Source organism: Streptomyces sp. LHD-70, assembly GCF_031157275.1.
Classification (GTDB): Bacteria; Actinomycetota; Actinomycetes; order Streptomycetales; family Streptomycetaceae; genus Streptomyces.
Window position 1 is genome coordinate 274,210 of the sequence record NZ_JAVIFW010000011.1, and the last position, 26,246, is coordinate 300,455.

The 26,246-nt window shown below is 69.8% G+C and carries 26 protein-coding genes and 2 pseudogenes; 16 read left to right on the plus strand and 12 right to left on the minus strand.

Features of this window, described 5'->3' with window-relative positions; translation table 11 throughout:
* The first annotated feature begins 23 nt into the window (after positions 1-23).
* Both RCO28_RS23355 and RCO28_RS23360 read left to right on the plus strand, forming a co-directional pair.
* Positions 24-656 carry a TetR/AcrR family transcriptional regulator gene (locus RCO28_RS23355; protein WP_308943158.1) on the plus strand — a complete coding sequence of 211 codons (633 nt, stop codon included), beginning with the start codon at positions 24-26 and terminating at the stop codon, positions 654-656.
* A 405-nt stretch (positions 657-1,061) separates the two neighbouring features.
* Positions 1,062-2,087, plus strand: coding sequence for a transposase (locus tag RCO28_RS23360; protein ID WP_308943204.1), 1,026 nt, complete (start codon positions 1,062-1,064; stop codon positions 2,085-2,087).
* Between the two features lie 293 nt (positions 2,088-2,380).
* On the opposite strand, the pseudogene RCO28_RS23365 reads toward RCO28_RS23360, so the two are convergent.
* Both RCO28_RS23365 and RCO28_RS23370 read right to left on the minus strand, forming a co-directional pair.
* Positions 2,381-2,524 (minus strand): annotated as a pseudogene (locus RCO28_RS23365) (DUF4442 domain-containing protein); the annotation flags it as partial.
* Positions 2,525-3,074: 550 nt separating this feature from the next.
* Positions 3,075-3,980 carry an AsnC family transcriptional regulator gene (locus tag RCO28_RS23370; RefSeq protein ID WP_308943159.1) on the minus strand — a complete coding sequence of 302 codons (906 nt, stop codon included), beginning with the start codon at positions 3,978-3,980 and terminating at the stop codon, positions 3,075-3,077.
* A 189-nt stretch (positions 3,981-4,169) separates the two neighbouring features.
* Between RCO28_RS23370 and RCO28_RS23375 the strand changes: the two genes are divergently transcribed.
* Positions 4,170-5,615 carry an MFS transporter gene (locus RCO28_RS23375; protein WP_308943160.1) on the plus strand — a complete coding sequence of 482 codons (1,446 nt, stop codon included), beginning with the start codon at positions 4,170-4,172 and terminating at the stop codon, positions 5,613-5,615.
* Between the two features lie 71 nt (positions 5,616-5,686).
* Positions 5,687-6,778 carry an amidohydrolase family protein gene (locus tag RCO28_RS23380; RefSeq protein WP_308943161.1) on the plus strand — a complete coding sequence of 364 codons (1,092 nt, stop codon included), beginning with the start codon at positions 5,687-5,689 and terminating at the stop codon, positions 6,776-6,778.
* A 291-nt stretch (positions 6,779-7,069) separates the two neighbouring features.
* Here the strand turns inward: RCO28_RS23380 and RCO28_RS23385 are convergent, their stop codons facing one another.
* The 5 genes from RCO28_RS23385 to RCO28_RS23405 form a co-directional block, all read right to left on the minus strand.
* Entirely contained in the window at positions 7,070-7,351 is a 282-nt protein-coding gene (locus RCO28_RS23385; protein WP_308943162.1) for a TetR family transcriptional regulator, read from the minus strand.
* 115 nt (positions 7,352-7,466) lie between these two features.
* Positions 7,467-8,321 carry an SDR family oxidoreductase gene (locus RCO28_RS23390; protein ID WP_308943163.1) on the minus strand — a complete coding sequence of 285 codons (855 nt, stop codon included), beginning with the start codon at positions 8,319-8,321 and terminating at the stop codon, positions 7,467-7,469.
* A gap of 106 nt (positions 8,322-8,427) precedes the next feature.
* Positions 8,428-9,840, minus strand: a complete 1,413-nt coding sequence (locus tag RCO28_RS23395; protein ID WP_308943164.1) for an MFS transporter — start codon at positions 9,838-9,840, stop codon at positions 8,428-8,430.
* A 3-nt stretch (positions 9,841-9,843) separates the two neighbouring features.
* On the minus strand, positions 9,844-10,407 hold the full coding sequence (locus RCO28_RS23400; RefSeq protein WP_308943165.1) for an isochorismatase family cysteine hydrolase: 564 nt from the start codon (positions 10,405-10,407) through the stop codon (positions 9,844-9,846).
* The gene (locus RCO28_RS23405; protein WP_308943166.1) at positions 10,404-10,880 is read right to left on the minus strand and encodes a MarR family transcriptional regulator; all 477 of its coding nucleotides are present in this window, start codon (positions 10,878-10,880) and stop codon (positions 10,404-10,406) included. The genes RCO28_RS23400 and RCO28_RS23405 overlap by 4 nt, the downstream gene beginning before the upstream one ends.
* Positions 10,881-10,987: 107 nt before the next feature.
* Here RCO28_RS23405 and RCO28_RS23410 point away from each other — a divergent pair.
* From RCO28_RS23410 to RCO28_RS23425, 4 genes and pseudogenes are all read left to right on the plus strand, one after another.
* A pseudogene (locus RCO28_RS23410) lies at positions 10,988-11,134 on the plus strand (SAM-dependent methyltransferase); the annotation flags it as partial.
* A gap of 204 nt (positions 11,135-11,338) precedes the next feature.
* The gene (locus RCO28_RS23415; protein ID WP_308943167.1) at positions 11,339-11,506 is read left to right on the plus strand and encodes a hypothetical protein; all 168 of its coding nucleotides are present in this window, start codon (positions 11,339-11,341) and stop codon (positions 11,504-11,506) included.
* A gap of 23 nt (positions 11,507-11,529) precedes the next feature.
* The gene (locus RCO28_RS23420) at positions 11,530-12,258 is read left to right on the plus strand and encodes a hypothetical protein (protein WP_308943168.1); all 729 of its coding nucleotides are present in this window, start codon (positions 11,530-11,532) and stop codon (positions 12,256-12,258) included.
* 214 nt (positions 12,259-12,472) lie between these two features.
* The gene (locus tag RCO28_RS23425; RefSeq protein ID WP_308943169.1) at positions 12,473-13,531 is read left to right on the plus strand and encodes an amidohydrolase family protein; all 1,059 of its coding nucleotides are present in this window, start codon (positions 12,473-12,475) and stop codon (positions 13,529-13,531) included.
* Between the two features lie 518 nt (positions 13,532-14,049).
* Here the strand turns inward: RCO28_RS23425 and RCO28_RS23430 are convergent.
* Positions 14,050-15,348 carry an MFS transporter gene (locus RCO28_RS23430; RefSeq protein ID WP_308943170.1) on the minus strand — a complete coding sequence of 433 codons (1,299 nt, stop codon included), beginning with the start codon at positions 15,346-15,348 and terminating at the stop codon, positions 14,050-14,052.
* A 232-nt stretch (positions 15,349-15,580) separates the two neighbouring features.
* Between RCO28_RS23430 and RCO28_RS23435 the strand changes: the two genes are divergently transcribed.
* From RCO28_RS23435 to RCO28_RS23450, 4 genes are all read left to right on the plus strand, one after another.
* Positions 15,581-16,054: a hotdog fold thioesterase gene (locus RCO28_RS23435; RefSeq protein WP_308943171.1), complete on the plus strand. Its 474-nt coding sequence runs from the start codon at positions 15,581-15,583 to the stop codon at positions 16,052-16,054.
* A gap of 114 nt (positions 16,055-16,168) precedes the next feature.
* Complete coding sequence (locus RCO28_RS23440; RefSeq protein ID WP_308943172.1) at positions 16,169-16,732, plus strand: MarR family transcriptional regulator; 564 nt, start codon at positions 16,169-16,171, stop codon at positions 16,730-16,732.
* Between the two features lie 184 nt (positions 16,733-16,916).
* On the plus strand, positions 16,917-18,455 hold the full coding sequence (locus RCO28_RS23445; RefSeq protein ID WP_308943173.1) for a long-chain fatty acid--CoA ligase: 1,539 nt from the start codon (positions 16,917-16,919) through the stop codon (positions 18,453-18,455).
* A gap of 66 nt (positions 18,456-18,521) precedes the next feature.
* Positions 18,522-19,487 carry an amidohydrolase family protein gene (locus tag RCO28_RS23450; protein WP_308943174.1) on the plus strand — a complete coding sequence of 322 codons (966 nt, stop codon included), beginning with the start codon at positions 18,522-18,524 and terminating at the stop codon, positions 19,485-19,487.
* Between the two features lie 218 nt (positions 19,488-19,705).
* Here the strand turns inward: RCO28_RS23450 and RCO28_RS23455 are convergent, their stop codons facing one another.
* Positions 19,706-20,056 carry a hypothetical protein gene (locus tag RCO28_RS23455; protein WP_308943175.1) on the minus strand — a complete coding sequence of 117 codons (351 nt, stop codon included), beginning with the start codon at positions 20,054-20,056 and terminating at the stop codon, positions 19,706-19,708.
* On the opposite strand from RCO28_RS23455, the gene RCO28_RS23460 reads away from it, so the two are divergent.
* Positions 20,055-20,264, plus strand: coding sequence for a hypothetical protein (locus RCO28_RS23460; RefSeq protein ID WP_308943176.1), 210 nt, complete (start codon positions 20,055-20,057; stop codon positions 20,262-20,264). The two genes, RCO28_RS23455 and RCO28_RS23460, sit on opposite strands and share 2 nt — an antisense overlap.
* A 57-nt stretch (positions 20,265-20,321) precedes the next feature.
* On the opposite strand, the gene RCO28_RS23465 is transcribed toward RCO28_RS23460, so the two are convergent.
* The 3 genes from RCO28_RS23465 to RCO28_RS23475 form a co-directional block, all read right to left on the minus strand.
* Entirely contained in the window at positions 20,322-20,972 is a 651-nt protein-coding gene (locus RCO28_RS23465; protein WP_308943177.1) for a hypothetical protein, read from the minus strand.
* Positions 20,973-21,391: 419 nt separating this feature from the next.
* Complete coding sequence (locus RCO28_RS23470; RefSeq protein WP_308943178.1) at positions 21,392-23,044, minus strand: transposase family protein; 1,653 nt, start codon at positions 23,042-23,044, stop codon at positions 21,392-21,394.
* A gap of 202 nt (positions 23,045-23,246) precedes the next feature.
* Positions 23,247-23,540, minus strand: a complete 294-nt coding sequence (locus tag RCO28_RS23475; RefSeq protein WP_308943179.1) for a recombinase family protein — start codon at positions 23,538-23,540, stop codon at positions 23,247-23,249.
* A 112-nt stretch (positions 23,541-23,652) separates the two neighbouring features.
* On the opposite strand from RCO28_RS23475, the gene RCO28_RS23480 reads away from it, so the two are divergent.
* The 3 genes from RCO28_RS23480 to RCO28_RS23490 all read left to right on the plus strand — a co-directional run bounded on the left by RCO28_RS23480 (position 23,653) and on the right by RCO28_RS23490 (position 26,194).
* Positions 23,653-25,026, plus strand: coding sequence for an MBL fold metallo-hydrolase (locus RCO28_RS23480; RefSeq protein ID WP_308943180.1), 1,374 nt, complete (start codon positions 23,653-23,655; stop codon positions 25,024-25,026).
* A gap of 68 nt (positions 25,027-25,094) precedes the next feature.
* On the plus strand, positions 25,095-25,454 hold the full coding sequence (locus RCO28_RS23485) for a rhodanese-like domain-containing protein (protein ID WP_308943181.1): 360 nt from the start codon (positions 25,095-25,097) through the stop codon (positions 25,452-25,454).
* Positions 25,451-26,194, plus strand: coding sequence for a sulfite exporter TauE/SafE family protein (locus tag RCO28_RS23490; RefSeq protein ID WP_308943182.1), 744 nt, complete (start codon positions 25,451-25,453; stop codon positions 26,192-26,194). Before RCO28_RS23485 ends, RCO28_RS23490 begins: the two co-directional genes overlap by 4 nt.
* The last annotated feature ends 52 nt before the right edge of the window (positions 26,195-26,246 follow it).

The following is a 26,246-nucleotide window of genomic DNA, read 5'->3' on the forward strand; positions in this document are numbered from 1 at the left end:
GGCAGGCAGGAAAGGCGGACGCGATGACCAGGCACCAGGAGCCCCGCAGAAAGCGGGCGAACGGCGTGGAGTCGCGCCAGCGCATCCTTGACGCCACCGTGGAGATCGCCGGCGAGCGCGGCTACGAGGGCACGTCCATCGCGGCAGTCAGCTCCAAGTGCGGGCTGCCCGCCAGCTCGATCTACTGGCATTTCAAGGACAAGGACGACCTGATCGCGGCGGTCATCGAGCGCAGCTTCGAAGCCTGGCTCCTCGCCGTCCAGCTGCCCGGCGAGGAGGCCGGGAGCCCGCGCGAGCGGGTGACCGCCATGGCGGCGGGCATCGCCAAGTCCCTTGTCGAGGCACCCGACTTCCTCCGCCTCGGCCTGATGCTCGCCCTGGAGCGCCGTCCGGCCGAGCCGCGCGGCCGGACCGTCTTCCTCCAGGTCCGTGAAACCGCACGGGCCAAGGTCATCGAGGTGATCGAGGAGCTCAAGCCCGGCCTGGACGCGGACGAGGTGCAGGCACTCGCCACCTACGCGGTCGCGGGCGCGGACGGCCTCTTCGTGCAGCGCGAGATCCTCGGGGACGCCCTCGACCTGGTGGCCATGTTCGAACTACACGCACGCCTGCTGTTCGACGCGGCCGAAGACATGGCGGCCCGCAAGCAGCGCTGAGCCAAGACCCGACTGCGACCAAGGACCAGGTCGACCCGGAGGCAGGCCGCCCTTCGCCGGTCGCCCCGGCCGGGCCGCCACGCCGGACAGAGCCCCTCGCGCGCTCGGCGATCTCCGGCGGCACGGCAGGCCCGTTCGGATACGCGCGCCGGGCGCGGCCGGGCCGCCGCCAAGCGCCCGGATCCGGCCCACTGGACCCCCGGGACAGGCCGGCGAGCCGACAGGGGGCGTCGACTCGAAGACGCACGGCGCGGGCCGCGACCGGGGGCGCCACGGCAGTATCGCGGCACCGACCGCGCTCCGGCCCGGCATGAGCCGAACACGCCCACCCCGCCCGCCCCGGAAAGCCCTCCCTCCTGCTCTGCGGGGCACTGCGAGCCGGCGCCCTTCACCCACCGGGAGGACCTGCGGGACCGCCTCAGCGCCACCGCCGGCGAACGGGTAGCGCCGTTCGTCAAGGGCACCAACATGGGCCCGTACGAGGCGGCGAAGCACATCCCCGGGGTGTCCGGGCATGAGCTGTCGTACGTGGCGAACCGGCACTTTTCCATCGCGCTGCTGAACGAGGCCGTCTCTGACCTGGTCAACGCGCACGCCCGCCTCGACATCTCCCAGGCGTGGGGCGACGGCACCGCCGTGGCGGCGGACGGCACCCATATGGACACCTACCTCAACAACCTGCTCGCCGAGACCTCGGTGCGGTACGGCAAGGCGGGCGGGATCGCCTACCACCACATCTCCGACACCTACATCGCGCTGTTCACGCACTTCATCCCGTGCGGGGTGTGGGAGGCCGTCTACATCATCGAGGGCCTTCTCAAGAACACTTCCGAGGTCAAGCCGGCCACCGTGCACGCCGATACCCAAGGCCAGAGCGTGCCCGTTTTCGCCCTGGCGCACCTGCTGGGCTTCGATCTGATGCCCAGGATCAGGAACTGGAAGGGCCTGACCTTCTACCGCTCGTCCAAGCAGAGCGAGTACGTCCACATCGACTCCCTGTTCGGGGAGGCGGGCAAGAACGTCATCGACTGGGATCTGATCGAGTCCCAGTTCCGGCACCTGATGCGGGTCGCCGTGTCCGTGCGCGAGGGCGCCATCTCCTCCTCGACCCTGCTGAAGCGGCTGCGGTCGGGCTCGCACAAGAACTCCACCTACACCGCGTTCCGCGAGGTCGGCCGCGTGATCCGAACGGTGCAACTGCTGCGCTACCTCTCCGATCCAGCGCTTCGCCGGCGGGTGACCGCGGCGACGAACAAGGTCGAGTCGTTCAACCGGTTCTCCCAGTGGGTCGGTTTCGGCAACCAGGGCGTCCTCGCCGACCACGACCCCATCGAGCAGGAGAAGGCGATGAAATTCAACGCCCTGGTCACGAACGCGGTCATCTTCCACAACGCCCTGGACATCGCGGAGATCGTCCGTCAGCTCCTGTAGGAGGGCTGGGAGATCGACCCGGAGGACCTGGCCCGCATCTCGCCGTACCTGACCCAGCACATCAGGCGGTTCGGCGAGTACTCCACCCACGAACTCCGCATCCAGCCCGAGGCGTACGACCCGAAACTCGACGTCGACTTCACCCAGCTCCGCGACCAGAACCTGCGCGCCGAGGGCTTCGGCACGGCTGCCTGACCGGCACTTCTGCGAAGGACCCAGTCATGCCCGCTGAGCAGTACGGGCGCTGGACCAGCGCCGACACCCTGGTTGCCAAGGCCCACGCCTGAGTGGGGCTATTCGGCGATCCTGGTCACGCGGATCAGGGTCTGCTGGCCGTTCGCAACGAGCTTCCGGGCACCGTCGGCCTGGACGCTGTAGACCTCCAGCTGGCAGACGGTCAGGGTGCGTCCGGGCTTGAGGACACTTCCGATCGCTTCGGCCCTGTTCTCCCGAAGCTGCCGTGAAGTGACAAGTAGCTCTGCGTGAAGCTCAGGCCCTCGGTGCTATGCGCCGGTGAGGGCCGCAGGGTTGGGTCAGTTCACAAGGCCGCTCGCACCGCGATGCTGAGGGGGGTCACCGGGCGGGCGAGGAGATCGGTGAGGTTCGCCGAGTCACCGTCGAGCAGGCCGGCGGCGACATCGTTCTCCAGGCGCGCGAGGAAACCGGCCGTGTTCTCGTCGGTGCCGCCTTGGAGGAAGAGCTGAGAACTGATTGAGGGAGTGACCTCGCGGCTGCGCGGACCTGTAACGGCCCGCCGCTTCCCAGGGGTTACACCGTCTCAACCAACCATCGTGCTTCGGTGGTCGGGCTGAGGTGGCATGTCTCGAACGGCCACCCTCACAGAAGGATGTCGGCCGTTGAGTTCCGGACCTTTGACGCGTCTCTTGCTCATCGCCCTGGCAACTGTCCTGTCTCTGCTAGTCGCAGTCATCGCTGGTGTGCCGCGGATGTGCGGTGGCGGTCGGCCGCCGCCCGGTGTCCCGCCGATCAGCGGGTGCGTTTGAGTACCCGGCTCATCGGCACGATGTCGATGTCCTGGACGCCGTAGTTGCTGAGGTGTTCGTCGACGAAGGCGAGGAGGGTGCCGCCGTCCGGCAGTACGACGTGCGCGACGAGCGAACACTCCCCGCTGGTCGCGGCGGTGAAGCGAATGCCGGGATGTGTCCGCAGAGCGGCGCCGAGTTCACCGATGCGGCCGGGGCTCATGCGGATCCACAGCATGGCGTCGGCGGCGGTGCCCCAGGCCGCCGGGTGGATGTCGGCCTCGAAATAGAGGACGCCGTCCTCGAGGAGCCGGCGGCGCCGACGGGACGCCGTGCTCGGATCGACATTGAGGTTCCGCGCCAGCTCGGAGGTCTCCATCCGGCCGTCGCGCTCGAGCAGTTCGAGGAGCCGACGGTCGGTGAGGTCGAGGTCGCGCGGCGGTGAGACGACAGCGCTCGAGGTCTCGCCCCAGACCTGCAGCAGCTCGTGGACGCGGACGCGCCGCAGACGGGGATCATGCACCAGCCGCTGGAGCGCCTCGTCGGCCTGCGCCGCAGGGGTCACAGAACCGCACATGAGCTCGGTCGCGTCGCGAGAGAGCCGTACCCAGCGGGTGTGCTCCTGCTCAGCCATCAGCCTTGCGAGGGCGGCGACCCTGCCCGGGGCGCCCTCCGCACGTACGAGCTGCGCCAAGCGGCCACCGAACCCCGGCAGGGTCCGCCCCATGACGCGGACGACCCTCGTGGCCTGGAGGCGAGCCAGACGGCGGGCGACCGTCCGGGCGCTCACCCCGAGCTGCTCGGCGAAGCTTGCGATGCTGCCCGCCGGATCGCGGTCGAGGACAGTGAGGAGCCGTCGGTCCAGTGGGTCGAGCACGACACCCGGGGCATCCGCCGTTGTGTCCGGCACAGCACCTCCCAAGACGATGCCGAATCCATGCAGATCTTGACGAGGAACACTTGTCTCCGCGGCTCAGGACCCCAAAATATGCCGCATACATGCATCACGCAACCGATCTCGGTGGCGCCCTGCTGAAGTGACCGCAGCAGGGGCCGCTCGCGTGCTCCTGAAGTTGACGCAATTCCACAGGAGAGCCCGATGTCTGTCCCTGACCTCACACGTACGCGTGATCCTGAGATGCCGCGATCGTCCGACACCCGCCTCATCGCGGTCGCAGCCTTCTGCTGCCTCGTCGTGGCGTTGCAGCAGACGCTTGTCGTGCCCGCGGTTCCGCAGTTCCCGAGGCTCCTGGACACCAGCACCGGGCTGACATCCTGGCTGGTGACCGCCACCCTGCTGACCGGCGCGGTCACCACCGCAATCTTCGGACGCCTCTCCGACCTGTTCAGCAAGCGTCGCATCATGATCATTGCGATGACGTTCGTCCTCGCGGGCTCGGTCCTCGCCCCGCTCGGAGGGATCGAGACGCTGATCGCGGGCCGCGCCATGCAGGGCGTGGGCACCGCACTCGTACCGGTCGCGATGGCTCAGATGAAGGACATCCTGCCCGGGCGACGGGTCGGTGGAGCACTCGCGGTGCTGAGCTCGACACTGGGTGTGGGCGGGTCGATCGGCATCCCGCTGGGTGGCGTGATGCTCTCGGCGCTCGGCTGGGAGTCGATGTTCTGGCTGTCGGCGGCCCTCTCCGTCGCGTCCATCGCGCTCATCGCCGTCGTCCTCCCGCGCAGCCGCCCGAGCGACGACAGTGGTTCCTTCGACCTCACGGGCGCGATCCTGCTGTCAGTGGCCCTGCCCGCGCTGCTGATCGGCCTGTCGCAGGGCAGCACCTGGGGCTGGGGGAGCGCCACAACGCTCACCACGTTCGCCGTCGGGATCGTCGTCACCCTCGGCTGGGGCTTCCTCGAGCTGCGACGGACCTCGCCCATCGTGGACCTGCGCACCTCCGCCTCACGCCCGCTGCTGTTCACCAACCTGGCCTCGCTGGTGCTGGGCATCCTGATGTTCACGAACCTGTTGCTGACCACGCTGCGGCTGCAGGGTTCCGAGGCAGAGGACGGATTCTCGTGGAGCGCGAGCTCGGCGGGATTGGCCATGATCCCGACCGCCTTGGTGATGTTCGCCGTCGCCCCTCTCAGCGCCGGGATCGCCCAGCGTTTCGGTCCGCGCAGCGTTCTCACCATCGGAGCGGCCGTCACAGCCGTCGGCTACAGCCTGGGCCTCGTTGCCTCCTTGAACGCGCCGCTGGCGATCGTGTGGACCACGGTCATCAGCGCCGGTGTCGGCATCGGCTACGCGGCACTGCCCATGCTTGTCGTCCGCTACGCCCCCGACCGGGAGATCGGATCCGCGAACGGGGTCAACGCACTCCTGCGCGCGATCGGCACCGCGATCGCCAGCGCCCTCGTCGCCGCGCTCACCGCGGCCATGGCACCCTCCGGAGGCGCCCGCGGCGGATCGTCGGCCGAGGCACTCACCACGATCGGATCCATCGGCTTCGCCCTCGGCGCGGCCACCATCGTCCTCGCCACGCTCGCCCGCGCCTCGAACGAGGCGCCGTCGAAGGCCCTGCCCGAACGGGCGTGACGACGAGCTGGCCCGCCCGGCCCGATACCTCCCCCTTCCCCTCCTATCCCCGACCTCAACCTGGAGAAAATATGCCGAAGCTGACTAGGCGAAACCTGCTCGCAGCCGCAGCCGGAGCCACCGCCGGAGGGTTCCTCGTCCCCTCTGCCGCAGCCGCCCCCGCCCAGGCAGCGACCACCGCCACCGTGTCCGGTCCGGGCGGGCGCGCGATCGACACCCACGCGCACATCTACCCGGCGGGGTATCTCGACCTGCTGGAGGAGAGCGGCGTCCCCGCGGCCAGCACCGCGATCGCCCGCGGGATCGGCGCCGACTCGACCGATGCGGACCTCTCGGCCCGGCTGCGCTGGATGGACCGCGCGAACGTCGAGACCCAGATCATCGCCGTGACACCCCAGTCGCCGTCGGGCCCCCAGAGCAGTTCGTCACTGGCCGCCGCGCGCCGCATCAACGACGAATACGCCACGCTCGTAAGACGCCACCCCGGCCGCTTCCTCGCCTACGGTGCCCTCCCCCTCCCCCATGTGGAGGAGTCCCTCGCCGAGATTCCGCGCCTGTTCGACGAACTCGGATGCATCGGCATCTCCCTGACGACGGTGCTGCCCGGTGGGCTCTCACCGGCAGACAAGAGGTTCGACCCGATATGGGAAGCGCTCGACGAGCGCGCGGCGATAGTGAACGTGCACCCCACCGGCTCCGGCGCCCTGTCCCCGATGATCAACTCGCATCATCTGGAATGGGTGAACGGCGCCCCCGTGGAGGACGCCACGGCAGTGCTCCACCTACTCAAGGCAGACATCCCGCGCCGCTACCCGAACCTGCGCTTCCACATCGCCCACCTCGGCGGAGATCTCCCCTTCCTCGTCCAGCGGATCGAGGACAACTACACCGACTGGCAGGCCTTCCCGGCATCGCCCCTCGGCACCCTGCGCACCATGTGGTTCGACGCCGCGAACTTCCACGAACCCTCGCTCCGGCTCACCGTCGAGACCTTCGGTGCCGACCGCGTCCTGGCCGGCTCAGACCACCCCTACTTCCAGGAGGAGAAGTACGTCAGGGCATTCGACTACATCCGCAACGCCCGCCTGCCCGCCGAGGACATCCGTGCCATCCTCTCCGGCAACGCCGACAGCCTCTACCGGGTGCCTTCGAAAGAGGAGTGAGTGAGCAGGCTCGCAGGATCCCGGGTTACTACGTCGAGCGGCATGCCAGCGACGACCGTCGGTCCCCCCTATCTCTGACACGGTGCACGGTAGCCACCTCGACGCTGATGGCCCTCGTTGCTTCGGGGGACCGCAGAGGCCCCCGGCCCGCCTTGGCCGGTCCGAAGTCGTGACCGGTTCGGTGCCGTGCGCGCCTGTCCTCGCGCGGGGGCGCCTTCGAACAGTTCGACTGGCCGCCCATTCGGCTCGCCGCGAGTGAACGTGCTCGTGGAGCTGACGGGTGGCGGTGCGTCAGTGTTCTCCGCCTGCCGCGTGGGGCGGCGTCCTTCGTTCCAGCGGTGGCTGCCGGGCAGGACCACCGTGGCGCCGTTGTCGAAGGCAACTGCTCAGCGCGCTGGCCTGGCCAAGGCGCTCGTGGAAGTCCTCCGCCAGGGCGATGAGCAGGCCGCTGCGGGTGCCGAAGTAGCGGTAGGGCAGGCCGACACTGACCCCGGCCCTGCGGACCACGGCCGCCACCTCCAGCTGTTCGGTCGCCGCGAGTTCCTCGGCGGCAGCACAGCCACCCGTCGTCATTGTCCGCCTGGACGGCGAGTTGAACTCAACTTGCTATCGGGGCCATGGCACCTGGCAAGACAACCCGGGGATCGGCCGCCCGTGCTGACGGTGAGGGCCGCAGGGTTGGGTCAGTTCACAAGGCCGCTCGCACCGCGATGCTGAGGGGGGTCACCGGGCGGGCGAGGAGATCGGTGAGGTTCGCCGAGTCACCGTCGAGCAGGCCGGCGGCGACATCGTTCTCCAGGCGCGCGAGGAAACCGGCCGTGTTCTCGTCGGTGCCGCCTTGGAGGAGGATCTGCCGGAACTCCTGCGGCGTGACGGTCTTGGATTCGACCGCCGTGCCCGACACCTCGGAGATGGTGCGCGCCAGGTCGGCGTAGGTGAAGGAGACGCCGCCCAACTCCAGCGTCACGTTGCCCTCGTAGTCGGTCAGCAGGGCCTGGCCGTCGGCCTCGGCGAAGTCCGCCCGCGTCGCGGCCGAGATACGTCCGTCGCCGCCGGCGTGCAGGAGTACTCCGCGAGCGATGTGGCGGGGTACCTCGGTCGTGTAGTTCTCGGTGTACCAGCCGTGCCGCAGAATCGTGTGGGTGACGCCGGATTCGGCCAGCATCTCCTCCGTGGCCTTGTGCTCGGGCGCGAGCACCATCGGGTTGTCGGTCGCGCGCAGGACCGATGTGTAGTAGACGCGGCCGACACCGGCTGCCTTCGCAGCTTCGATGACGTTGCGGTGTTGGGGTACCCGCTTGCCCACCTCGCTGCCGGAGATGAACAGCAGGCGGTCCACGCCGTCGAAGGCGGCTTCGAGTGCTTCCCGGTCGTCGTAGTCCGCGGTGCGGACGGTGACGCCGCGTGCGGCGAACGGGGCAGCCTTGTCCGCGTTGCGCGCTACGGCGATGATCGCGGCGGGCTCGACGTTCTTGGCCAGCAGCTGGTCGATGACCAGGGTGCCGAGCTGTCCGGTCGCAGCGGAGACAGCGTATGTCGTCATGGTGCTGATCCCTTCGAGGGGTTGTGGGGTTCCGCGTGCGAGATCGATGGTCTGTTTGGTCTGGTGGTGCGGTGATGTGTTCGCCGCACCGTGCGGGAGCGGTGCCTCAGCTCTGCATGGAGTCCGCGGGTTTGTTGGCCGTGGGCGAGGTCTTGGGGATGCGGGGGTCGGCGAGGCTGATCAGGAGGAGTGCCGCGCCCAGGGCGGCGAAGACGATCGCGAAGAGGATGATGCCGCCGTTGGTCGCGCCGTCGGCGAAGGTGGCGCCGATGAGGCCGGTGGCGATGAACCCACCGATGTAGGAGGCGGTCCGGTAGAACCCGCTGTTGACGCCGATCTGGTCGGGTGCGCTCTTCAGGTAGAGCATGGCCTGGTTGCCGACGTTGCCCAGTCCCATCGCGACGCCCAGGAAGCTCATCGCGATCACGGGCCAGACGAGCCGGTCCTGGGCGCCGGACAGCCACAGGAATCCCCCGCCGCCCACGACGAAGACCGCCGTACCCACGAGCATCAGCCGGATCGAGTGGCTCTTGCCGAGCATCAGGGCGACCACGGCGCTCATGACCGACATCGGCAGCATCAGCAGGCCGATCCTGCCCGGATCGACGCCGCGGGCCTCCTCCAGCCACTGCCCCACGCCGTACAGCGCGCCGTACATGACGGTGAAGGTCATGATCAGGCGCACGTAGGTGCGCCGCAGGGCTCCGTTCTTCGCGAGCATCCGCACGTCTACGAGGGGGGAACGCTGCCGCCGCTCCCAGTACGTCAGCGCGAGAGCGACTCCCGTGAAGACGGCGAGCAGCCACCATCGGGGATCGGCCAGGTCGCTGAGAAACCCGAGCAGGGCGGTCATCAGGCCGGCGAACAGCAGGATGCCGACCGGATCCATGTGCTGCGTGAACGAGGCGCTGCGGTCCCGGCGGTCGAGAGCGCCCCGAGGTACGAACACCAGGGTGGCGATGAGGCTCACCACGGCCAGCGGCACGTTGATGACGAACACCGACCGCCAGCCGAAGCCGGCGACCAGGGCGCCGCCGATCGGCAGCCCGATGGCCGCTGTCACCTGGCCGGCGGCCGCGACCAGGCTGAGGATGCGGCTGGGGAGGGGAACCCCCGCAGCCTCGGCCTTGAGGTTGATCATCATCATCGCCGTCGGATAGGCCGCAGAGGTCCCCAGACCGATGATCAGGCGGGATGCCACCAGCCAGGAGATGTTCGGCGCCACCCAGCCGACCGCACCGCCGATCCCGACCAGCACGATGCCTGCCATGAACACCGACCGTGCCCCGTAGCGGGTGGCCAGCCTCCCCATCAGCGGCTGGCAGATCGCGCTGACCAGGTACAGCGCGGACACGAGCAGGGCGGTCTGGACCGCGCTCACGCCGAGGTCGTCCGCGATGCTCACCAGCGCGGTGGCGATGATGGACGAGTTGATCGGGTTGAGGGTGACTCCGAACAGGAGGGTCCAGGTGAACCCGCGGCTGAAGACGCGGCTTTCCGGGGTGGTGGTCCGCGGCATGGCTCAGCCCCGTGTCCGGGCCAGGGCCGCGAGGACGTCCGCGGTGGTGCCGGTCTCGGCGATGGCCGGCAGGGCGAGCGTGAGGCTGAGCCGGCCGCGTTCGGCGCTCAGGTCCGTGACCGCGTCCGTGGGGACGGTGACGGAGTACCCCGCGTCGTAGGCCGCCCTGGCCGTGGACTCCACCCCCATCCCGGTCGCGATGCCGGTGACCACGACGTTGGTCACCGCCCGCTCGGCCAGCAGCCCAGTGACCTCTGCCGAGGTGAAGGCGCTCAGGGCCTTCTTCGCCACCTGCAGGTCCGTCTCGGTAACCGGAAGCCGCTCGTCCAGGACGGCGAAGTCGGCCGGGGGCTCGCCGCCGGGCAGCGGCACCTCGGTGCGCCCTGCGGGACGCCCGAGGGCGGTCACCCAGATGACCGGCAGCCCGGCCGCGTGGAAGGCGTCGGCCAGCTCCGCGGTCCGCTCGACGATCCGCCGGGCTTCCTCGGCCTCGGCCAGGGCGAGGATGCCGTTCTGGAGGTCGATCGCGATCAGCGCACTGACGGGGTCGATCCTGGTGATGCTCATGATGGTCCCTTCGATGACGAGATGGTCGGGGTCGTATCGGGGCCGAGGAGACGCTGGAGCAGGACGACCGCGTCGGCCAACTGCCGCTGCTCGGCCGGAGTGAGCGCGGCGACGAGCCGGCCCCGCAGCCAGTCCGCCTTGTGGGCGCGCACCGCCTCGATGGCGGCGGTCCCCTCGTCCGTCAGGTCCAGCCTGCGGCGACGGCCGTCGCGCGGATCAGGCGACACGGCGACCAGACCCGCGTCGACCAGCGCGGAGACCGTGCTGCTCATCGACTGAGGGCTCACGTACTCCGCCCGGGCCAGCTCGGCACTGGTCGCACCCGGTGCCTGATACAGCCGGGCCAGCACTGTCTGCTGCGACAGGGTGAGATCGCCGACGGCCTGCGACTCGCCGCTCAAACGACGGGTGTATGCCCATATCAGGGCACGGATGTCCTCGGACAGCTCGGCAGGATCCACAGCATTCGACATACTTGCAGTATACATATCATCATGGAAACTGAGCAGTTTCATGGAGTATTCCCATGCGTCGGGAGGGACGCCGACGAGCATCGAAAGGTCCCTCGACGGTTGAGCGGGAGCCGGTCACCGCCGGGCTCGACTTTGGCCGGTGGCTGGCCGCCGCGTGCTCCGACACCACGCTGACCACCCTGTTCGACGGTGACGAACCCGACTGGAAGCATCCCGCCGGGCGGCACGGCGGGGCGCTGACGTCATCGTCCACGCCGGAGTCCCGCCCGGAAGCAACGCACCGGGGTCGGGGCGCCGTCTGTCGTCAAACGATCGTTTAACGACAAGAGGCTGGCGCGTCCACTGAACCCGTGCGATCTAGGGGTTCGCGGCGGCTCGAATCCAACCGGATCCGATGGTGATTGCTGACAGGGTTTGACGAAGAGAGAGGCCGATCCTCCGTACGGAAGAGGCCCTCGGTGGCGAACCTGGTCTACGAGCGGGGCTCGACCGACCAGCAGTCGACCGCCCGGCAGAATCTCGTTCTGGACGAGGCCGGGATCGAGGAACCTGTCCTCTTCGAGGAGGACCCGGGCACCTCCAGCCGCCTCCCCCTCTCCAGCGCCCGAAGTTCCGCGAACTGCTGAACTACGCACGGCCGGGCGACACCGTGCACATCTCCGAGATGTTCCGCCTGATCCGCGGCACCGGGCACATCCTCGACGTGCTCGACGTTCTGCACCGAGACCGCCTCGCCCTGCGCATCCACGACGGCGCGTTCTCCGCGATGGACCTCACCGCCCGCCACCCGCGGACCGGCGAACTGCTGTTCACCGTGAAGTTCATGGTGCAGACCCTCGCCGCCGCCGGCGAACTCCAGCGCGACCTCCAGCGCGAGCTGACGTACGACGGGCTGCGGGCCGCCGAGGCCAAGGGCAACAAGGGCGGGCGCCGCCCGGCCGTCAAGGCCGAGCTGGTCGACGCCGTACGTACCGCGTACCTGGAAGGCCGCTCCATCGCCGCGCTCGCCCGCGACCACAAGGTCAGCCGCGGCGCCATCCGTACCGCCGTCGCCGACCTCCTGCCCGACTACACGGCCGCCGACCCAGGCGCCCCACCCCCTGAAACGCCGGTCGTCCTCGACATGCCGGGCAAGGTCGCCGACTTCCTCCGCGCCGCCGAACTGGAACCCGCCGAGCGCGTCACGCTCGACCAGGGCGTGACCGTACGGCGCGGCCAGGGCTACACCCTGCGCGTCACTGCCGTACCCGCAGTCCACCGCCAACTCCTCGACCGCTGCCAGTCTCTCGACGGCACTGCGGCGGTCCCGGCCCAGCGCAAGGCCCGCCGCGAGTACGAGAACCGCGTCAACGCTCTCGGGGCTCACACCGGGAGCTGAAAAGACCCACCAAGATCAAGAACTGGCGGCTTTTGGGCTTACCTCGGCGCTACCCCGCGAAGACCCTCGCGCCACGCCGCCCCGGAGGGACCCCAGCGCCGGGCCCACCGCATCGGGTCCGACCCGGCACGCACCGACGCTTCCTGTAGCGGTTACACCAATTGGAATGACTGCTACATTAGGGTTGTCTGCCGCCCAGCTCCGGGAGAGCCGCATGAGCACCGCCCCCACCGTCCGGCCAGGCCGGATCGACGTCCATCAGCATCTCGTTCCGCCCTTCTACCGGGACCTGTTGGCGAAAGCCGGCATCAGCGAGGCGGGCGGCAGGGCACTGCCCGAGTGGAGTCCCGAGGGGGCCCTGGAGCTCATGGACACCCTGGGCACGGCGTCAGCGGTGCTCTCCGCTTCCGCACCCGGCACCGGGTTCGTGGAGGAGACGGGCGAGGCCGCCGCCCTGGCGCGCCGGCTCAACGACTTCTCGGCGTCACTCACCGCCGGGCATCCGGGGCGCTTCGGATTCTTCGCGACACTGCCGCTTCCCGACGTCGCCGCGGCGGCGGCCGAGGCGGCCCGCGCTCTGGACGAGCTTCACGCCGACGGTGTCACCCTGCTCGCGAACAACCGGGGCACCTACCTCGGCGCAGAGGGCCCGGAACCGCTGTGGCGCACCCTCGACGAGCGTGGCGCCGTGGTGTTCGTCCACCCCGCCGAACTGCCTGCCCCGACCGTCGAAGGCATCCCTCCGTTTGCCGCCGACTTCCTGCTCGACACCACCCGCGCGGCCTACCTGCTCGTGCGCAACGGAATCGTCCACCGCTACCGGAACCTACGGTTCATCCTCAGCCACGCAGGCGGCTTCGTTCCCTATTCCTCCCACCGCATGGCGTTGACCATCGCGAACGACACCCGGCGCAGCCCGCTGGACGTGCTGGACGACTTCCGTTCCTTCTACTTCGACACCGCCCTGTCATCGAGTCCTGCCGCGCTGCCGACCCTGCTCGCCTTTGCGCAGCCCGGGCATGTCCTGTTCGGCAGCGACTGGCCCTTCGCCCCGACACCCGCCGGGCAGTACTTCGCCAACGGCCTCGACACCTTCGCGCCGCCGGAGCAGCTCAGGTCCATCAACCGGGCCAGCGCCGAGGCGCTCTTCCCCCGCCTGGCATCCGGTTCCCCCCTCCCGGCGCCCGCGCGCCCTGCACTGGGGCGCGTACGGCGCGCCGCGCAGCATGCCGCCGCACGCATTGCCTTCAAGCTCGTGCAGAGCGCCGACTAGCAGTCTCCGGGGCTCCACTCGCCGCGGAGTCGAGCATCGAGGACCACTCCCCGAAACCGTTGCGTCGCGCCCGGGTGAACTCGTCTAGCTGCGGCGCCAGTTCCTGCTGGAGCCCGGCGCGGCCATCGACGAACCGCGTGATTCGGCATGGCGCGCGTGCTGGTGTGCTTCGCCGCCGAGACAGATCGCCGGGGCGGGTCGCGCCGTTCCCGCCCTCCGACCGACCAGGCGATCAGCGGCCGTGCGGCTTCGGCGAGGGGCAGGTTGGGCGGGCAGGGAAGTCCAGGCCTGGCCGCATCCGCTGCCTCTGCAGCCTGGGGTCAGACCGCCGAGGCGCCGAGGTAGGTTCCCCGCACATTGGCGGGCAGGACAACGCCGTCCGCGTGCGTTGTCGTGACATGCAGGGCTGCCAGTCCGCGGGCCGGCGTCCGTGCCCCGGCCGGCTTGCGCTCCGTCCCACGGCTCAGCCTGGTGTCCCAAGGGCCCGAACGCGTCGGCCCGTTCGGGCCCGCTGACGCTCAAGTGCCGGTGCCGACAGGGGTGTCCGCCGGTTCGGCCGCATGGCCGGATGCCATGGGGCGGGGCCGGGGTACCAGTGCGATGAGACAGGCTCCCACCAGCGCGGGGATCGCCAGGGCGTAGAACTTGCTGTCGAGGCCGAAGCCGGCGGAGACCAGGAAGCCCAGATAGCTCGGGCCGACGATGCCGCCGATGCGGCCGATCGAGAGATTGAGACCGAGCCCCGTCGCGCGGGCGCGCTCCGGGTAGTAGCTGCCGACATAGGCATTGATCAGCGTCTGCAGGCCCGTGGTGCCCAGGCCGAGCAGGGCGATGAGGGCATAGGTGACGGGCGGCGGAGGCGCCAGGCTCAGGGCGGCCAGGGACACGGCCGTGCACAGGTAGGTGCACAGCACTACGCGCTTTTGCCCGAACTTGTCGGCGAGCCATCCCGCACCCAGCACTCCGACCGCTCCCGCCTTGAGGGCCACCAGCGAGCCCAGGGAGACGGAGAGGCTGTAGCCGGCTCCGTGCAGCAGGTCGGGGAGCCAGGCGCTCACGCCGAAGGTGACCAGCAGGCAGAAGAGTGTGGCGCCCCAGAAGAGCACCGTGCCCAGGCCGCGCCCCTGGCCGAACACCAGGCTCAGCCGCTTGCCCTCCCCGGGCCGCTGTGCGGGACGGTCCGGGCTCGTCGCAGCGTGTGGATCCAGTTCGAAGCCCAGGTCGGCCGCGACTCTGGCGGCCTCGCCCCTGCGCCCCCGGGCCTGGAGGAACGCGGTCGATTCCGGCACCGCCTTGAACAGGTACGGCGTCATGAGCAGCGGCAGCAGGCCGACTGCGCACATGGCCCGGAATCCGTAGGCAGGCACCAGCCACAGGGACAGCAGGCCTGCCAATACACCCCCGAGGCCGACTCCCACGAATCCCATCGCGCTGAACTGGTTGCGCCGGTCGGCGGGGGCGGAATCGATCAGTGCGGCTGCGGCCGTGGGCATCACCGCGCCCGCACCGAGCCCCACGAAGAAGCGCAGCAGCAGGAACACCTCGGGCCCAGGCGCGATGGCCCCGCCGCCCATGGCGAGAGAGAAGACGATGACCGCGCCGACCATGACGGGGCGGCGCCCCACCCGATCGGCGAGCCAGGCCGCGACGGCCGCACCGCACAGCATGCCCAGTACGGACGCCGAGCCCATGTAGCCGATCATTTCTGCGCTCAGATCCCAGGCGCCGTAGGAACGCAACGACGGCACGATGCTGCCGAACATCGCGAGGTCGAATCCTTCACACAGCAGGATCAGGAAGCAGGCGGTCACGGCCATGAGCCGCCCTCTGTGGATTTTCGGTACGCGCACGGACATGGCGTCTCCGGCTCAGGAGGTAGGGAAGGGAGGCGGGCGGCTCGTCCAGCGGCCACGCCTCCTCAGGGAGCGACGCTCCCCGGTCGACCAAAGGTCTTCCATCAAGAAAGAGAAAGTCAAGGCATTGACAGTCTATTCTTTGTCTTTCTAGGCGCAACATGCGCGCGCACCGAAGAGAAGGACGAGGCGACCGATGCCGCTGACGAACGAGGACCTCCCACAGACCAAGACCTGGGGGCCGCAGGGCCGGGCCGGACTGCCGACGCACAGCCTGGCCCTGCTCGCGGGCGACGCGTGCAGCCACAGCCACGGGATCGGTGTCGAGTTCACGGCGCCGGGCCGGTCGCGGCTGTCGATGACCGTGCGGCCCGAGATGCTGAACAGCCACGACATCTGTCACGGCGGGATCATCTTCCTGCTCGCCGACACCGCCCTGGCCTACGCCGCGAACGACGGCGGCGCGCCCGTGGTGTCCACCGGCGCCCAGGTGCACTACCTCAGCCCCGCCCGCGTGGACGATGTGCTGAGCGCCGACTGCGAGGCGCTGCACCAGAACGCCAAGAGCGGCCTGTACGACGTCACCGTGACCAACCAGGATGGCACCGTCGTCGCGACTCTCCGGGGCCAGAGCCTGCGCGCACGGTCACTGACTCCCCCGGCGCCATGAGCAGCGGGCCGGTCGCCGGAGGACTGCGGCCGACAGGCCGCATGATCCGCCCGATAGCCTGCCGGGACCTGCCCGCCGTCGGCGGGCGCGCAGCCAAGGAACGAAGGGCGAACGATGACGGACGACGCGTCGACGGACCCACTGCCCGCGACAGCCTCGCAGGTCCAGGGGGCCGACTTCGGCGATGCGGCGCTGGAGTTGACCCGCCGCGAGCTCCCCGACATCGACGGCGCCGCCTTTCAGCTGGGCATGCTCCTGCTGCGCACGGCCAACATGCACGGCCAACAGTCGGAGCGGCTGGCGCACCGGCCGCACGGCCTCAGCACCAGCGGTTTCCGAGTCCTGTACATCGTGTGGATCTTCCAGCGGGCGGAGGCTCGGGACATCGCCCGCCTCGGCGGGATGAGCCGCCAGTCCGCTTCGAGCGTCCTGGCGACCCTGGAGGGCGACGGCCTGGTGATCCGCGAGCGGCTCTCCCCCACGGACCGCCGCCTGGTGTCCGTCCGCCTCAGCGACGCCGGGCACGAGGCGATCAGGGAAGCCTTCGCGCAGCAGAACGCGCTGGAGAAGGAGTGGTTCGCCGACCTCAGCGTCGAGGAGCAGCTCGCCCTCAAGGGCCTGCTGAACAGGGTGGCGAGCAAGATCTCCGAGTCCGCGAGGCAGCCCACCGACACCTGAGGCTCCGCTTGGCGTCTCACCACGAGCCTGCACACACCAAAACTTGTCAAGCCGTTGACAAACTCCGGCGTCAGGCTGTTCATTTAACGCACTGGGCGCATCTAATATCGCACTTCGAGTCGGTCCAGCCCTTTGCGCCCGCGCACGCCTTCCCGTGCACGGCACTCACCGGGAGCAGTCGATCATGCTGAATCTCGCCTCCATGCTGGAGCACACCGCACGCCACGATCCCGGCCGCGAGGCGGTTGTCCAGGGCTCGACGCGTATGACCTACGCCGAGGTCGACGCCACCGCCAACCGTGCGGCGAACCTGCTCACCGACCTGGGTCTGGCCCGCGGGGACAGGGTCGCGTTGAGCTGCCCCAACCGCCTCGAGTTCCCGGTGCTCTACTACGGCATCCTCAAGGCCGGCGGCGTCGTCGTGCCGCTCAACGTGATGCTGCGTCCGCGCGAGATCGCCTACCACCTCGCCGACTCCGGAGCGCGCTTCTTCTTCTGCCACACCGCACCGGATGCGCCGGTAGCGGCCGCAGAAGTCGCCGAAGCCGTGGCAGCGGCCCCCGCCTGCGAGCGCCTGTTCTTCATCACCGACGACCAGGCGCCCTCGCCGGTGCCGGACGTGGCGTCCCTGAGCACCGCGCTCGCCGCGCAGGGCGAAACCTTCGAGAGCGTCTGCCCGCCCGAGACCGACACCGCGGTGATCCTCTACACCAGCGGCACGACGGGCAGCCCGAAGGGCGCCGAACTCACCCACGCCAACATGGCGTTCAACGCTCTCACCTGCCATCGCACGATCGAGGCCCGGCGCGACGACGTCCATCTGGTCGTGCTGCCGCTCTTCCACAGTTTCGGCCAGACCATCCAGATGAATGCCACCTTCGGCCTCGGCGGCCGCATGGTGCTCATGCCGCGCTTCGAGTCCGGCGAGGTACTGCGCACCTTGGCACGAGAGAGCGTCACCGTCTTCGCCGGCGTCCCCACCATGTACTGGCGCCTGCTCGAAGAGCCCCTGGACGAGCCCACCCGCACCGCGGTCGCCGCGCGGCTGCGCATGGCCCTGTCGGGCGGGGCCGCCCTCGCCGTCGAGATCGCCCACCGCTTCCGCACCGCCTTCGGCGTCGACATCCACGAGGGCTACGGGCTGTCCGAGACCAGCCCCATGGTGACCTTCCAGTCCCCCGGGCGGGCGCCCAAGCCGGGCTCGGTCGGCGGACCCGTCTGGGGTGTGGAGATGCGCCTGATCGACGCGTCGTGGGCCGATGTCCCCGACGGCGAGCCGGGCGAACTCGCCGTGCGCGGCCACAACGTCATGAAGGGCTACCACCACCGGCCCGAAGAGACGGCAGCCGTCCTGCGCGACGGCTGGTTCCGCACCGGGGACATCGCACGCCAGGACGCCGACGGCGACTACATCCTCATCGACCGGGCCAAGGACCTCATCATCCGCGGCGGCTACAACATCTATCCGCGCGAGCTGGAGGAGGCCCTGCTGACCCACCCCGGCGTGAGCCTGGCCGCCGTCGTGGGCGTCCCCCATCCCGTGCACGGCGAGGAAGTGAAGGCCTACGTCATACCCCGCCACGGGGCCCGCCTCGCCGAAGCCGACCTGCGCAGCTGGTGCAAAGACACCATGGCGGCCTACAAGTACCCGCGCCTCTTCGAGTTCCGCGAGGAACTGCCCATGACGGCCAGCGGCAAGATCCTCAAACGCGAGCTGCGATGACCGCCTGCTGACCTCTCCCCATGGCCCCCTCGGCTCTCGGAGCCGTAGCACCCGAAAGGCCCACCTATGACTGCCGCACGCCGCATCGACACCCACCAGCACATCGTTCCGCCCGCCTACGCCCAGTGGCTCACCTCCCTCGGCATCACCGCCGGCGGGCGCTCCATCCCCGAGTGGCACGAAGACGCCGCGCTGGAAGTGATGGCCGACAACGACATCGTCTCGGCCGTCGTGTCGGTGTCCACGCCGGCCGTCGAGCCGGCCGGCCAAGAAGAAGCCCGGGCCATGGCCCGCACCCTCAACGCGTTCTGCGCAGACCTGCGCGACCGCATGCCCGATCGGTTCGGCTTCTTCGCCACCCTGACTCTCCCCGACGTCGAGGGCGCCGTGCGCGAGGCCTGTCACGCCCTGGACGAACTGGGCGCCGACGGAGTGACGCTGCTGGCCAACAGCAAGGGGATCTACCTGGGTGATCCCTCCTTCGACCCGCTGATGGAGCAGTTGAACCGGCGCTCCGCCGTCGTCTTCGTCCACCCGTCGGCCCTGCCCGCCGAGCCGGTGCCCGGCCTGCCGGCCTACGCGGCCGACTTCCTGCTCGACACGACTCGTGCCGCGGTCAACCTGGCCCGCTCCGGCTGCCTGGAGCGCTACCCGGACGTGAAGGTCCTGCTCTCCCACGCGGGCGGCTTCGTGCCCTACGCCGCCGAGCGCCTGGCCCAGCACTGCGCCCCGGACGGCACTCCGGGGGACGGCCTTGAGCGCCTGCGCCGTTTCTACTACGACACCGCCCTGTCCTCCTCCCCCTACGCCCTGCCCAGCCTGCTCGCCTTCGCCGACCCCACCCACATCACCTACGGCAGCGACTGGCCCTATGCCCCCAGCGCCAAATCGGCGCGCTTCGCCGGGATGCTGGACGACTTCCACCTGACCGAATCCCAGCGGCACGCCATCAACCGCGGCAACGCCGAGCAGCTCTTCCCCCGCCTGGCCTCCGCGCTCCCCAGCGGCACCAGCCCCCAGCCGCAGCACTGACCGCGAGCAGAACCCGGAAGCACGACGAGGGGCTCCGCCGTGGCGGGGCCCTCGTCGTGCTCGCTCTCAGCGGGGACTACTTGTCCTGCCGCGCCAGACGCACGATCTCGTCGGTGAGCTGTTGCTCGGCCCGCGCCTGCTCGTCCATGGCGCGTCGCAGCTGCTGCATCACTTCGGGCCGGGTATGGGTCTCCTATCTCTGTTGCAGGCCTGTGGGCTTATCCGGCCCAGGTGACGGCGAGGACGTACAGGTGCGCGCCGGGTCGGTTGACGGTGTAGACGACCGTGAGGGGGCCGACTTCGGCGCGGCGTACGTCTTCGCCTTCGGGGTCGGTCGGGTCCCACTGCGGCCATCCCCAGTGCGACCGCGAGGCAAGGTCCAGGGCGTCGCGAGTCATCTCCCGTACGTGGTCGGGGAGTTCGCGGGTCGCCGAGCATCGGCTCGCCGAGCGCTGGCGCACCGAGGTGGAGGCCGAGCGGATCAGCCGATTCCTCCACTCGGCACCCGTGCCACCGTCAACGCCTTCCTCGACACGGGCGAACTGGTACTCAGCCACCGGTGTGCTCATGTGGTGGCTTCTCGTCGCCGCCCTGCCTGTGGGTGCGGTGACTTGGGCCATCATGGCGTGGGCGTCCGTCGACGCAGGCCTGTGGACCTACTTGTCCTCGGGCTTACTCACCCTCCTCACGGCAACCGTGCTGACCATGAATGCGGGCGGTGGCGTTCCCGTGTTCCTGCACGACCTCATCGAGCGCCTCCGCGGCGCTCGCAGGTAGCGCCTCTGTCCTTCCGCGCCCGCTTGGCCCGGCATCTGACGGGCCTCTCCCGCGGGGCTACGTGAGCTGGAAGAAGATCGTGTCCGAGGTGTACCAGTCGATCGCCTTCGTTGCGTACTCCCACGCCTCGTGCTCGAACTGCAGCTTCTCGATGAGCTCCTGGACGTCGTACCGGAATCCGGAGTCCAGCCGGTCCAGCACTGCGCGGTACGCGTCGGCGGCCGGCTTGGCCTTGACCAGCGGCAGGTAGCCGATCGCCGGGTAGCCGTCCACCGAGTGCGGGATGTGGGGGAAGTCGTCCGGCAGCCCGCCGTAAAGGAAGCCGTGCGGCAGCAGGTCCAACGGAACACCGAGGCGACGCATCTCCTCGTCCACCAGCGAGAAGAACGTCGACGGCTTGGAGTACGTGCCCAGTTGGGCCGGGTCGGACGCATTGCGGTCGATGATGTGCTGCAGCGCAGCGTGGTAGGCATTGCCCGCGCACTCAGCCTGCGAGTCGACCCGCCCGGCTATGAGGTGCTCCAGAGCCTTGGGGATCGTCAGGCCCCAGTCGACCGCCTGACGGTCCAGATCGTCCTGGCGCGCCTGGGCGTACATGCGCATGTTGGTGAGGCAGCGCTGCTGGTCTTCCGTCAGGTCGCCCTTGCTGCCGAGGAACGCCAGCACGTCCCTCTTGTCGGCGGTGGAGTACGCGATGTTGTGACTCATGGGGCCCATACTGCCGAGCCGCACTGACAATCCCGAAGCAGCCCGCCTCGCCAAGCCCTACCCCGAACTCCTCGCCGCTGTATCCCACATGCTCGCCGTCGATCAGGCGACCGCGGACGCCGCGACCTTGGGCTGCCTTGCCGTACCTCCAGCACTGTCCTCTTCTCCGGCTATCGCGGAGAAGAGGTGTCCTGGCTCCTCGAGGGGTTGCCGAGCGGGGGTGACCTGCGAAAACAAGGAACACCTCGAAACCGGGGTTCACACCTCCGGCAGTACCCCCGGTGCAACCTCTGGCACACCCCTGGGCCCTCCTCCAGGTGCAACCTCGGGTGCAACTGCTCCCCGGGCGCGTCCGTCGAGGTGTCGGCGCCCCAGGGCCCGCCCTTGAGAGCGCTAGCTGATGCGCAGCACGGGCCCCGTCAGCCGCGGCAGTAGCAGCTATGGATCCTGCACACATGGTGGGAAGTGCAAGTACGCCCCCCGGGGGGGTGCCGCTTCAGCGGGCGAGGCTGGCGAGATAAGGACGTGGCCGCGCTCCACGGGGTCAACTCGATGCCGAATCCGCCGAGCTGACCAGGGCCTTGGATGTGGACCAGGCGACCGGACAGATGGACCGAGTCGCCCTCCCGGAACGCGCCGGTGTAGGCGCCGAGGTAGCTGCGCAGGTGCGTGATTCTGCGGGCGAAGACTTCCGCCTCGTCGATCGTGGACTCGATGACGGTCTCGACGTCGATGCCGTAGAGCGCCGGCGCCGCCAGCCCTTCGGTGTGGCTGGTGATCCGGGCGAGCACGCTGATCTCCCCCATTTCCTGGGCCACCAGGTCGTGGAAGGTGCGGTCGCCGTCGGCGCGCAGGGGCTCGCAGTTGATGTGGGCGCCAGCGCCGGTGGTCAGGCCCTGTAGCTTGCGGGCCTCTTGGCGCATCAGCATGTCGAAGCTGGAGCCGGCCATGTACGTGGCGCGGCGTATGTAGAGGCGGGTCTGGGTCTCGCCTTCGTATGGGCGCATCAGGGATCGCTCGGCGAACAGGGCCTGGGCTGCCTCGTACCCGCGAGGGCCGTAGCAGACGAGGTCGTCGGAGCGCGGCCTGCAGACGCCGACGAGGAACGATCCGGTGACGCCGATGAGGTCCTGGGCGCCGGCTTGGATGACCCAGTCGGTGATGGCGAGGAGGTCCTTGCTGACCGGGGAGTTGTCGAGGAGTTCCGGGGAGTCGTGCAGGGTGATCAGGGCCTGACGGCACGAGTAGTGGGTGACGACGTCCTCGCAGGGGACGCCGGTGATGACGCACCCGACGGCTGGGGAGTACACGTAGCATTCGGGCCGGTCGGCGAGGATCCCGAAGGCCTTGGAGACGACGGTGTTCTGCCGGTAGGTACTCCCGAATAAGGTCCGGTGGCCGATTTCAGAGAGCGCCATCAATGCCTCCCGGTCGGGCAGGAGGTCCAGCGGCCGGCGGGTTTCGACGTCCACGAGGACGGTCCCGTAGTTCCGGCCCTTGCGAGTGGCGTACTCGTCTACGCCGACTACCCGTGGGGCGGCCATCTCTGGCTCAGGCAGCGCGTCGAGCAGCCGCAGGACCGTGCTCCGGCTGACTGACTCCCCGAACACAGCAGCCATGCGAGCGCCGGCCCGGCCAGCGAGCGCGAGGCCGATCGACTCCAGCGTTGCCCGTAGACGCTCGGTCCACCGACCGAACCGCCGAGTCAGCCCGGTCACTTGCTCGACGAAGGTCCGCTGGTCGCACGCGGCATTCCCGCAGATGAACCGGCGGACGCGTAAGCACAGCATCACCCGTCTTCCCGCGCTGGGCACATCAGAGGGAAATCGCAGATAGGAGCCATGGACCCGACTCGACCAGGCGCCGCAACCGGAGCACGCGGCACCAGCCGTCGTGCACTGGGCTTCGATACGTACCGTCTCGCTGTTCAGGTCGACCGACCGCACCGCGACACCGGCGACCGACGGGAACAGCAGCTCCTCAAGCCGGAGCTCCACTTCTCCACGACCCCGGACTGTCAGCCAGCAGATCGGCCACTGATCAATTTCGGGCAACTTCCCAGAGCCCAGCACGACCGCCAGTCGTCACTCAGAGTGTGTGGTCCACAGGTGTTGAGCCAGAACCAGATCCTCGTGAGGGGACCGGCGAGCATCTCCAGGACCAGGCCGTGGGCGGTCAGGTGGTCGGCGAGCGTCAGCTCGGCGGTGTCCCTCCGGAGCCGCTTCATCTTGTACACCGTGAAGATGACCCGGCAATGCGGGCGTGGGCCTTGATCTACCTTGCGGCGGCGAGCGCGGCCTCGAACTTCGGGCGGACCTGCACGCGGGTGCTGATCTTCTCGGCGAAGACGATCTTGTCCCGGGGGGGGGCGCTCTTCGCGGCAAGCGTGCCCAGCTGGCTCTGGCGTTCCTGGGTCAGGGTCGAGCAGCGGGCGTAGCCGATACAGATGTCCGCGCCCGGGGTGTCCGCGTCGGCTGGTGCGGGCGCGCCGGGGTGCCGGGGCACGGCTGCCCATGGACCCCGGTCGGCCGGGGTCGGCACCCGCAGGAGCTTCGCGAGCCGGGGCACCTTCGTGAGCGTAGCGACCGTCGCACACCTCCCTAGATACCCCCCCAGGTATCTCTGTTACGGTGGATTGAGATACCCCGGGGGGTAATTGTGCCGTGAGGGAGAGTGTGCCGTGTTCTTTGCCGACATCCTTGAGATCCAAGGTCTGGGCAACCGCAGCTATCTGGCGGGCGGGGCCCGGGCGGCGGTGGTGGTTGATCCGCCGCGGGACATCGACCGGGTGATCGCGGCAGCGGCCCGGCGCGGGGTCAGGATCGCGGCCGTCGCGGAGACGCACGTGCACAACGACTACGTCACCGGTGGCCTGGAGCTGGCCCGGCTGACCGGCGCGCGCTACCTGGTGCCCGCCGGGGCGTCGGTGGCGTACGCACGGGTCGCGGTGGCCGACGGCGATGTCGAGGAGATCGACGAGGGCCTGGTCCTGCGGGCCGTGGCCACCCCGGGTCACACCCCGCACCACACCTCCTACGTACTGGAGGAGGCCGGGCGACCGGTCGCCGCGTTCACCGGCGGCTCGCTGCTGATCGGCAGCGTGGGCCGCCCCGATCTGGTGGAGCCGCGGCTCACCGAGCAGCTGGCCCGAGACCAGCACGCCTCCGCGCACCGGCTCGCCGTCGAGCTGGCCGACGACGTGGCGGTGATGCCGACACACGGGTTCGGCAGTTTCTGCTCCGCCGGCCAGGCCGACGGCGACCACAGCACCATCGGTACGGAGAAGACATCCAACCCGGCGCTGCTCAAGGACGTGTATACGTTCGTCGAGGAGCTACTGGCCGGTCTGGACGATGTTCCGGCCTACTACGCGCACATGGGCCCGGCCAACGCCGCAGGCCCCGCCCCGGTGGACCTGACCGCACCGGAGCGTGCGGACGTCGGGGAGATCGCCCGCCGCCTGGCGGCCGGGGAGTGGGTCGTCGACTTGCGCAGCCGGGTGGCGTTCTCGGAAGGCCATGTGGCGGGTTCGTTCAACTTCGAGGTCGATGGGCAGCCGGCCACCTACCTGGCGTGGATGATCCCGTGGGGCAAGCCGGTCACCCTGCTCGCGGAGAGTTCCGAGGACATCAGCCGTGCCCAGCGTGAGCTTGCCCGGGTGGGCATCGACCGCCCGGCCGCCGCGGCCGTCGGCTCTCCGGCCGACTGGACCGGCGACGGGGCACCCCTTGCCTCGTTCCCGCGGGCGACGTTCGCCGACCTGGCCGCCGCGCGGGAGCGGGGCGAGGAGCTAGTGGTGCTGGACGTCCGCCGGGACGGCGAGCGGTCCCAGGGCTGGATCGAGGGCAGCGTGCACATCCCGATCCACCAGGTCCACCAGCGGCTTGAGGAGGTGCCCGCCGGGACCGTGTGGGTGCACTGCGCGGGCGGCATGCGCGCGGCGATCGCCGCCTCCGTCCTGGACGCCAACGGACGTGACGTCGTCGCCGTCGATGACGGCTACGCCGCGGCCGCCGACGCCGGCCTCACCCTCGTCACGCTCGCCCAGCACTGACCGCACCACCTGACCCCGCCGGCCACTCACGGCCGGCCCAGGGGGTCAGAGGCGCCAGAGGAAGCATCATGCTCTTGCCCCAGAGCGGCCCCGGCCGCACCACACCAGCGCAGGCCCACCGCGCCGTCGAGGACGGCTCCGCACTGCTCGCCGACGTCCGTGAGGAGAACGAGTTCCGGGCCGGTCACGCGCCCGGTGCCCTGTTCTTGCCGCTGTCGCGGCTGGCCGAGAGGCCGGGCCTGCCCGGCCGCGAGGACGGCCGTGGCCTGGTGCTGATCTGCCGCTCCGGGAACCGCTCCCAGCAGGCCGCGCACCTGCTCGCCGAGCGCGGTGTCGCGGCGGTCGACGTCACCGGCGGGATGTGCGCCTGGGCCGATCTGGGCCTGCCCGTCCAGGACGCGCATGGGGCGGTGGGGACCGTCATATGACCGCGTTCGTTCTCGCCCTGCTCGCCGGGGCGCTGGTCGGTCTCGCCCTGGGCTCACTCGGGGCGGGCGGCAGCATCCTGACCGTCCCCGCCCTGATCTACCTGCTCGGCTTCAGCCCTGCCGAGGCCACCACCGCCAGCCTGATCATCGTGATCGTCACCTCGCTCACCGCACTGCTGGCTCACGCCCGGGCGGGAACGGTGCGCTGGCGGGCCGGCCTGCTGTTCGCCGCGGCCGGGCTGCTGCCCGCCGCGGCGGCCGGCCTGCTGTCCGCACACATTCCCGCCGCCGTGCTGACCCTGGCCTTCGCCGCCCTCGCCGTGCTCGCCGGGCTGCGCATGCTGCGTCAGCGGACACTGTCCGAGGGTGCGACGGTCGCGGCGCCCCGCGCAGCGGGGGCGGGGGCCGCACTGGGCGCAATGACCGGGTTCCTCGGGGTCGGCGGCGGCTTCCTCACCGTCCCCGCCCTGGTGGCGGCGCTGGCGGTACCGATGAGCGCGGCCGTCGGCACCAGCCTGCTGGTCATCATCGCCAACGCCCTGGTCGCCCTCGCGGCCCGCGCGTCCACCCAGGTCAGCCTGGACTGGGCCCTGATCATGCCGTTCATCGCGACGGCGGTCCTGGGAGCCTGGGACGGCAAGCGGCTGTCCGCGAAGGTCCAGCCCGCCATCCTGCAGCGGGTCTTCGGCACTCTGCTGCTGACCGTGGCCGCCGTAATGGCGACCGGCGTCCTGCTGTGAAGCACCCGTGGGGCCTGCCGCGGACGCCCCGTTGCCGGTGCGTCCGCGGCAG

Excerpts from the sequence above, each read along its gene's own strand:
- RCO28_RS23355 (WP_308943158.1), top strand. The coding sequence starts at position 24 with ATGACCAGGCACCAGGAGCCCCGCAGAAAGCGGGCGAACGGCGTGGAG.
- RCO28_RS23375 (WP_308943160.1), top strand. The coding sequence starts at position 4,170 with ATGTCTGTCCCTGACCTCACACGTACGCGTGATCCTGAGATGCCGCGA.
- RCO28_RS23380 (WP_308943161.1), top strand. The coding sequence starts at position 5,687 with ATGCCGAAGCTGACTAGGCGAAACCTGCTCGCAGCCGCAGCCGGAGCC.
- RCO28_RS23385 (WP_308943162.1), bottom strand. The coding sequence starts at position 7,351 with ATGACGACGGGTGGCTGTGCTGCCGCCGAGGAACTCGCGGCGACCGAA.
- RCO28_RS23390 (WP_308943163.1), bottom strand. The coding sequence starts at position 8,321 with ATGACGACATACGCTGTCTCCGCTGCGACCGGACAGCTCGGCACCCTG.
- RCO28_RS23395 (WP_308943164.1), bottom strand. The coding sequence starts at position 9,840 with ATGCCGCGGACCACCACCCCGGAAAGCCGCGTCTTCAGCCGCGGGTTC.
- RCO28_RS23400 (WP_308943165.1), bottom strand. The coding sequence starts at position 10,407 with ATGAGCATCACCAGGATCGACCCCGTCAGTGCGCTGATCGCGATCGAC.
- RCO28_RS23405 (WP_308943166.1), bottom strand. The coding sequence starts at position 10,880 with ATGTCGAATGCTGTGGATCCTGCCGAGCTGTCCGAGGACATCCGTGCC.
- RCO28_RS23425 (WP_308943169.1), top strand. The coding sequence starts at position 12,473 with ATGAGCACCGCCCCCACCGTCCGGCCAGGCCGGATCGACGTCCATCAG.
- RCO28_RS23430 (WP_308943170.1), bottom strand. The coding sequence starts at position 15,348 with ATGGCCGTGACCGCCTGCTTCCTGATCCTGCTGTGTGAAGGATTCGAC.
- RCO28_RS23435 (WP_308943171.1), top strand. The coding sequence starts at position 15,581 with ATGCCGCTGACGAACGAGGACCTCCCACAGACCAAGACCTGGGGGCCG.
- RCO28_RS23440 (WP_308943172.1), top strand. The coding sequence starts at position 16,169 with ATGACGGACGACGCGTCGACGGACCCACTGCCCGCGACAGCCTCGCAG.
- RCO28_RS23445 (WP_308943173.1), top strand. The coding sequence starts at position 16,917 with ATGCTGAATCTCGCCTCCATGCTGGAGCACACCGCACGCCACGATCCC.
- RCO28_RS23450 (WP_308943174.1), top strand. The coding sequence starts at position 18,522 with ATGACTGCCGCACGCCGCATCGACACCCACCAGCACATCGTTCCGCCC.
- RCO28_RS23460 (WP_308943176.1), top strand. The coding sequence starts at position 20,055 with ATGTGGTGGCTTCTCGTCGCCGCCCTGCCTGTGGGTGCGGTGACTTGG.
- RCO28_RS23455 (WP_308943175.1), bottom strand. The coding sequence starts at position 20,056 with ATGAGCACACCGGTGGCTGAGTACCAGTTCGCCCGTGTCGAGGAAGGC.
- RCO28_RS23465 (WP_308943177.1), bottom strand. The coding sequence starts at position 20,972 with ATGAGTCACAACATCGCGTACTCCACCGCCGACAAGAGGGACGTGCTG.
- RCO28_RS23485 (WP_308943181.1), top strand. The coding sequence starts at position 25,095 with ATGCTCTTGCCCCAGAGCGGCCCCGGCCGCACCACACCAGCGCAGGCC.
- RCO28_RS23490 (WP_308943182.1), top strand. The coding sequence starts at position 25,451 with ATGACCGCGTTCGTTCTCGCCCTGCTCGCCGGGGCGCTGGTCGGTCTC.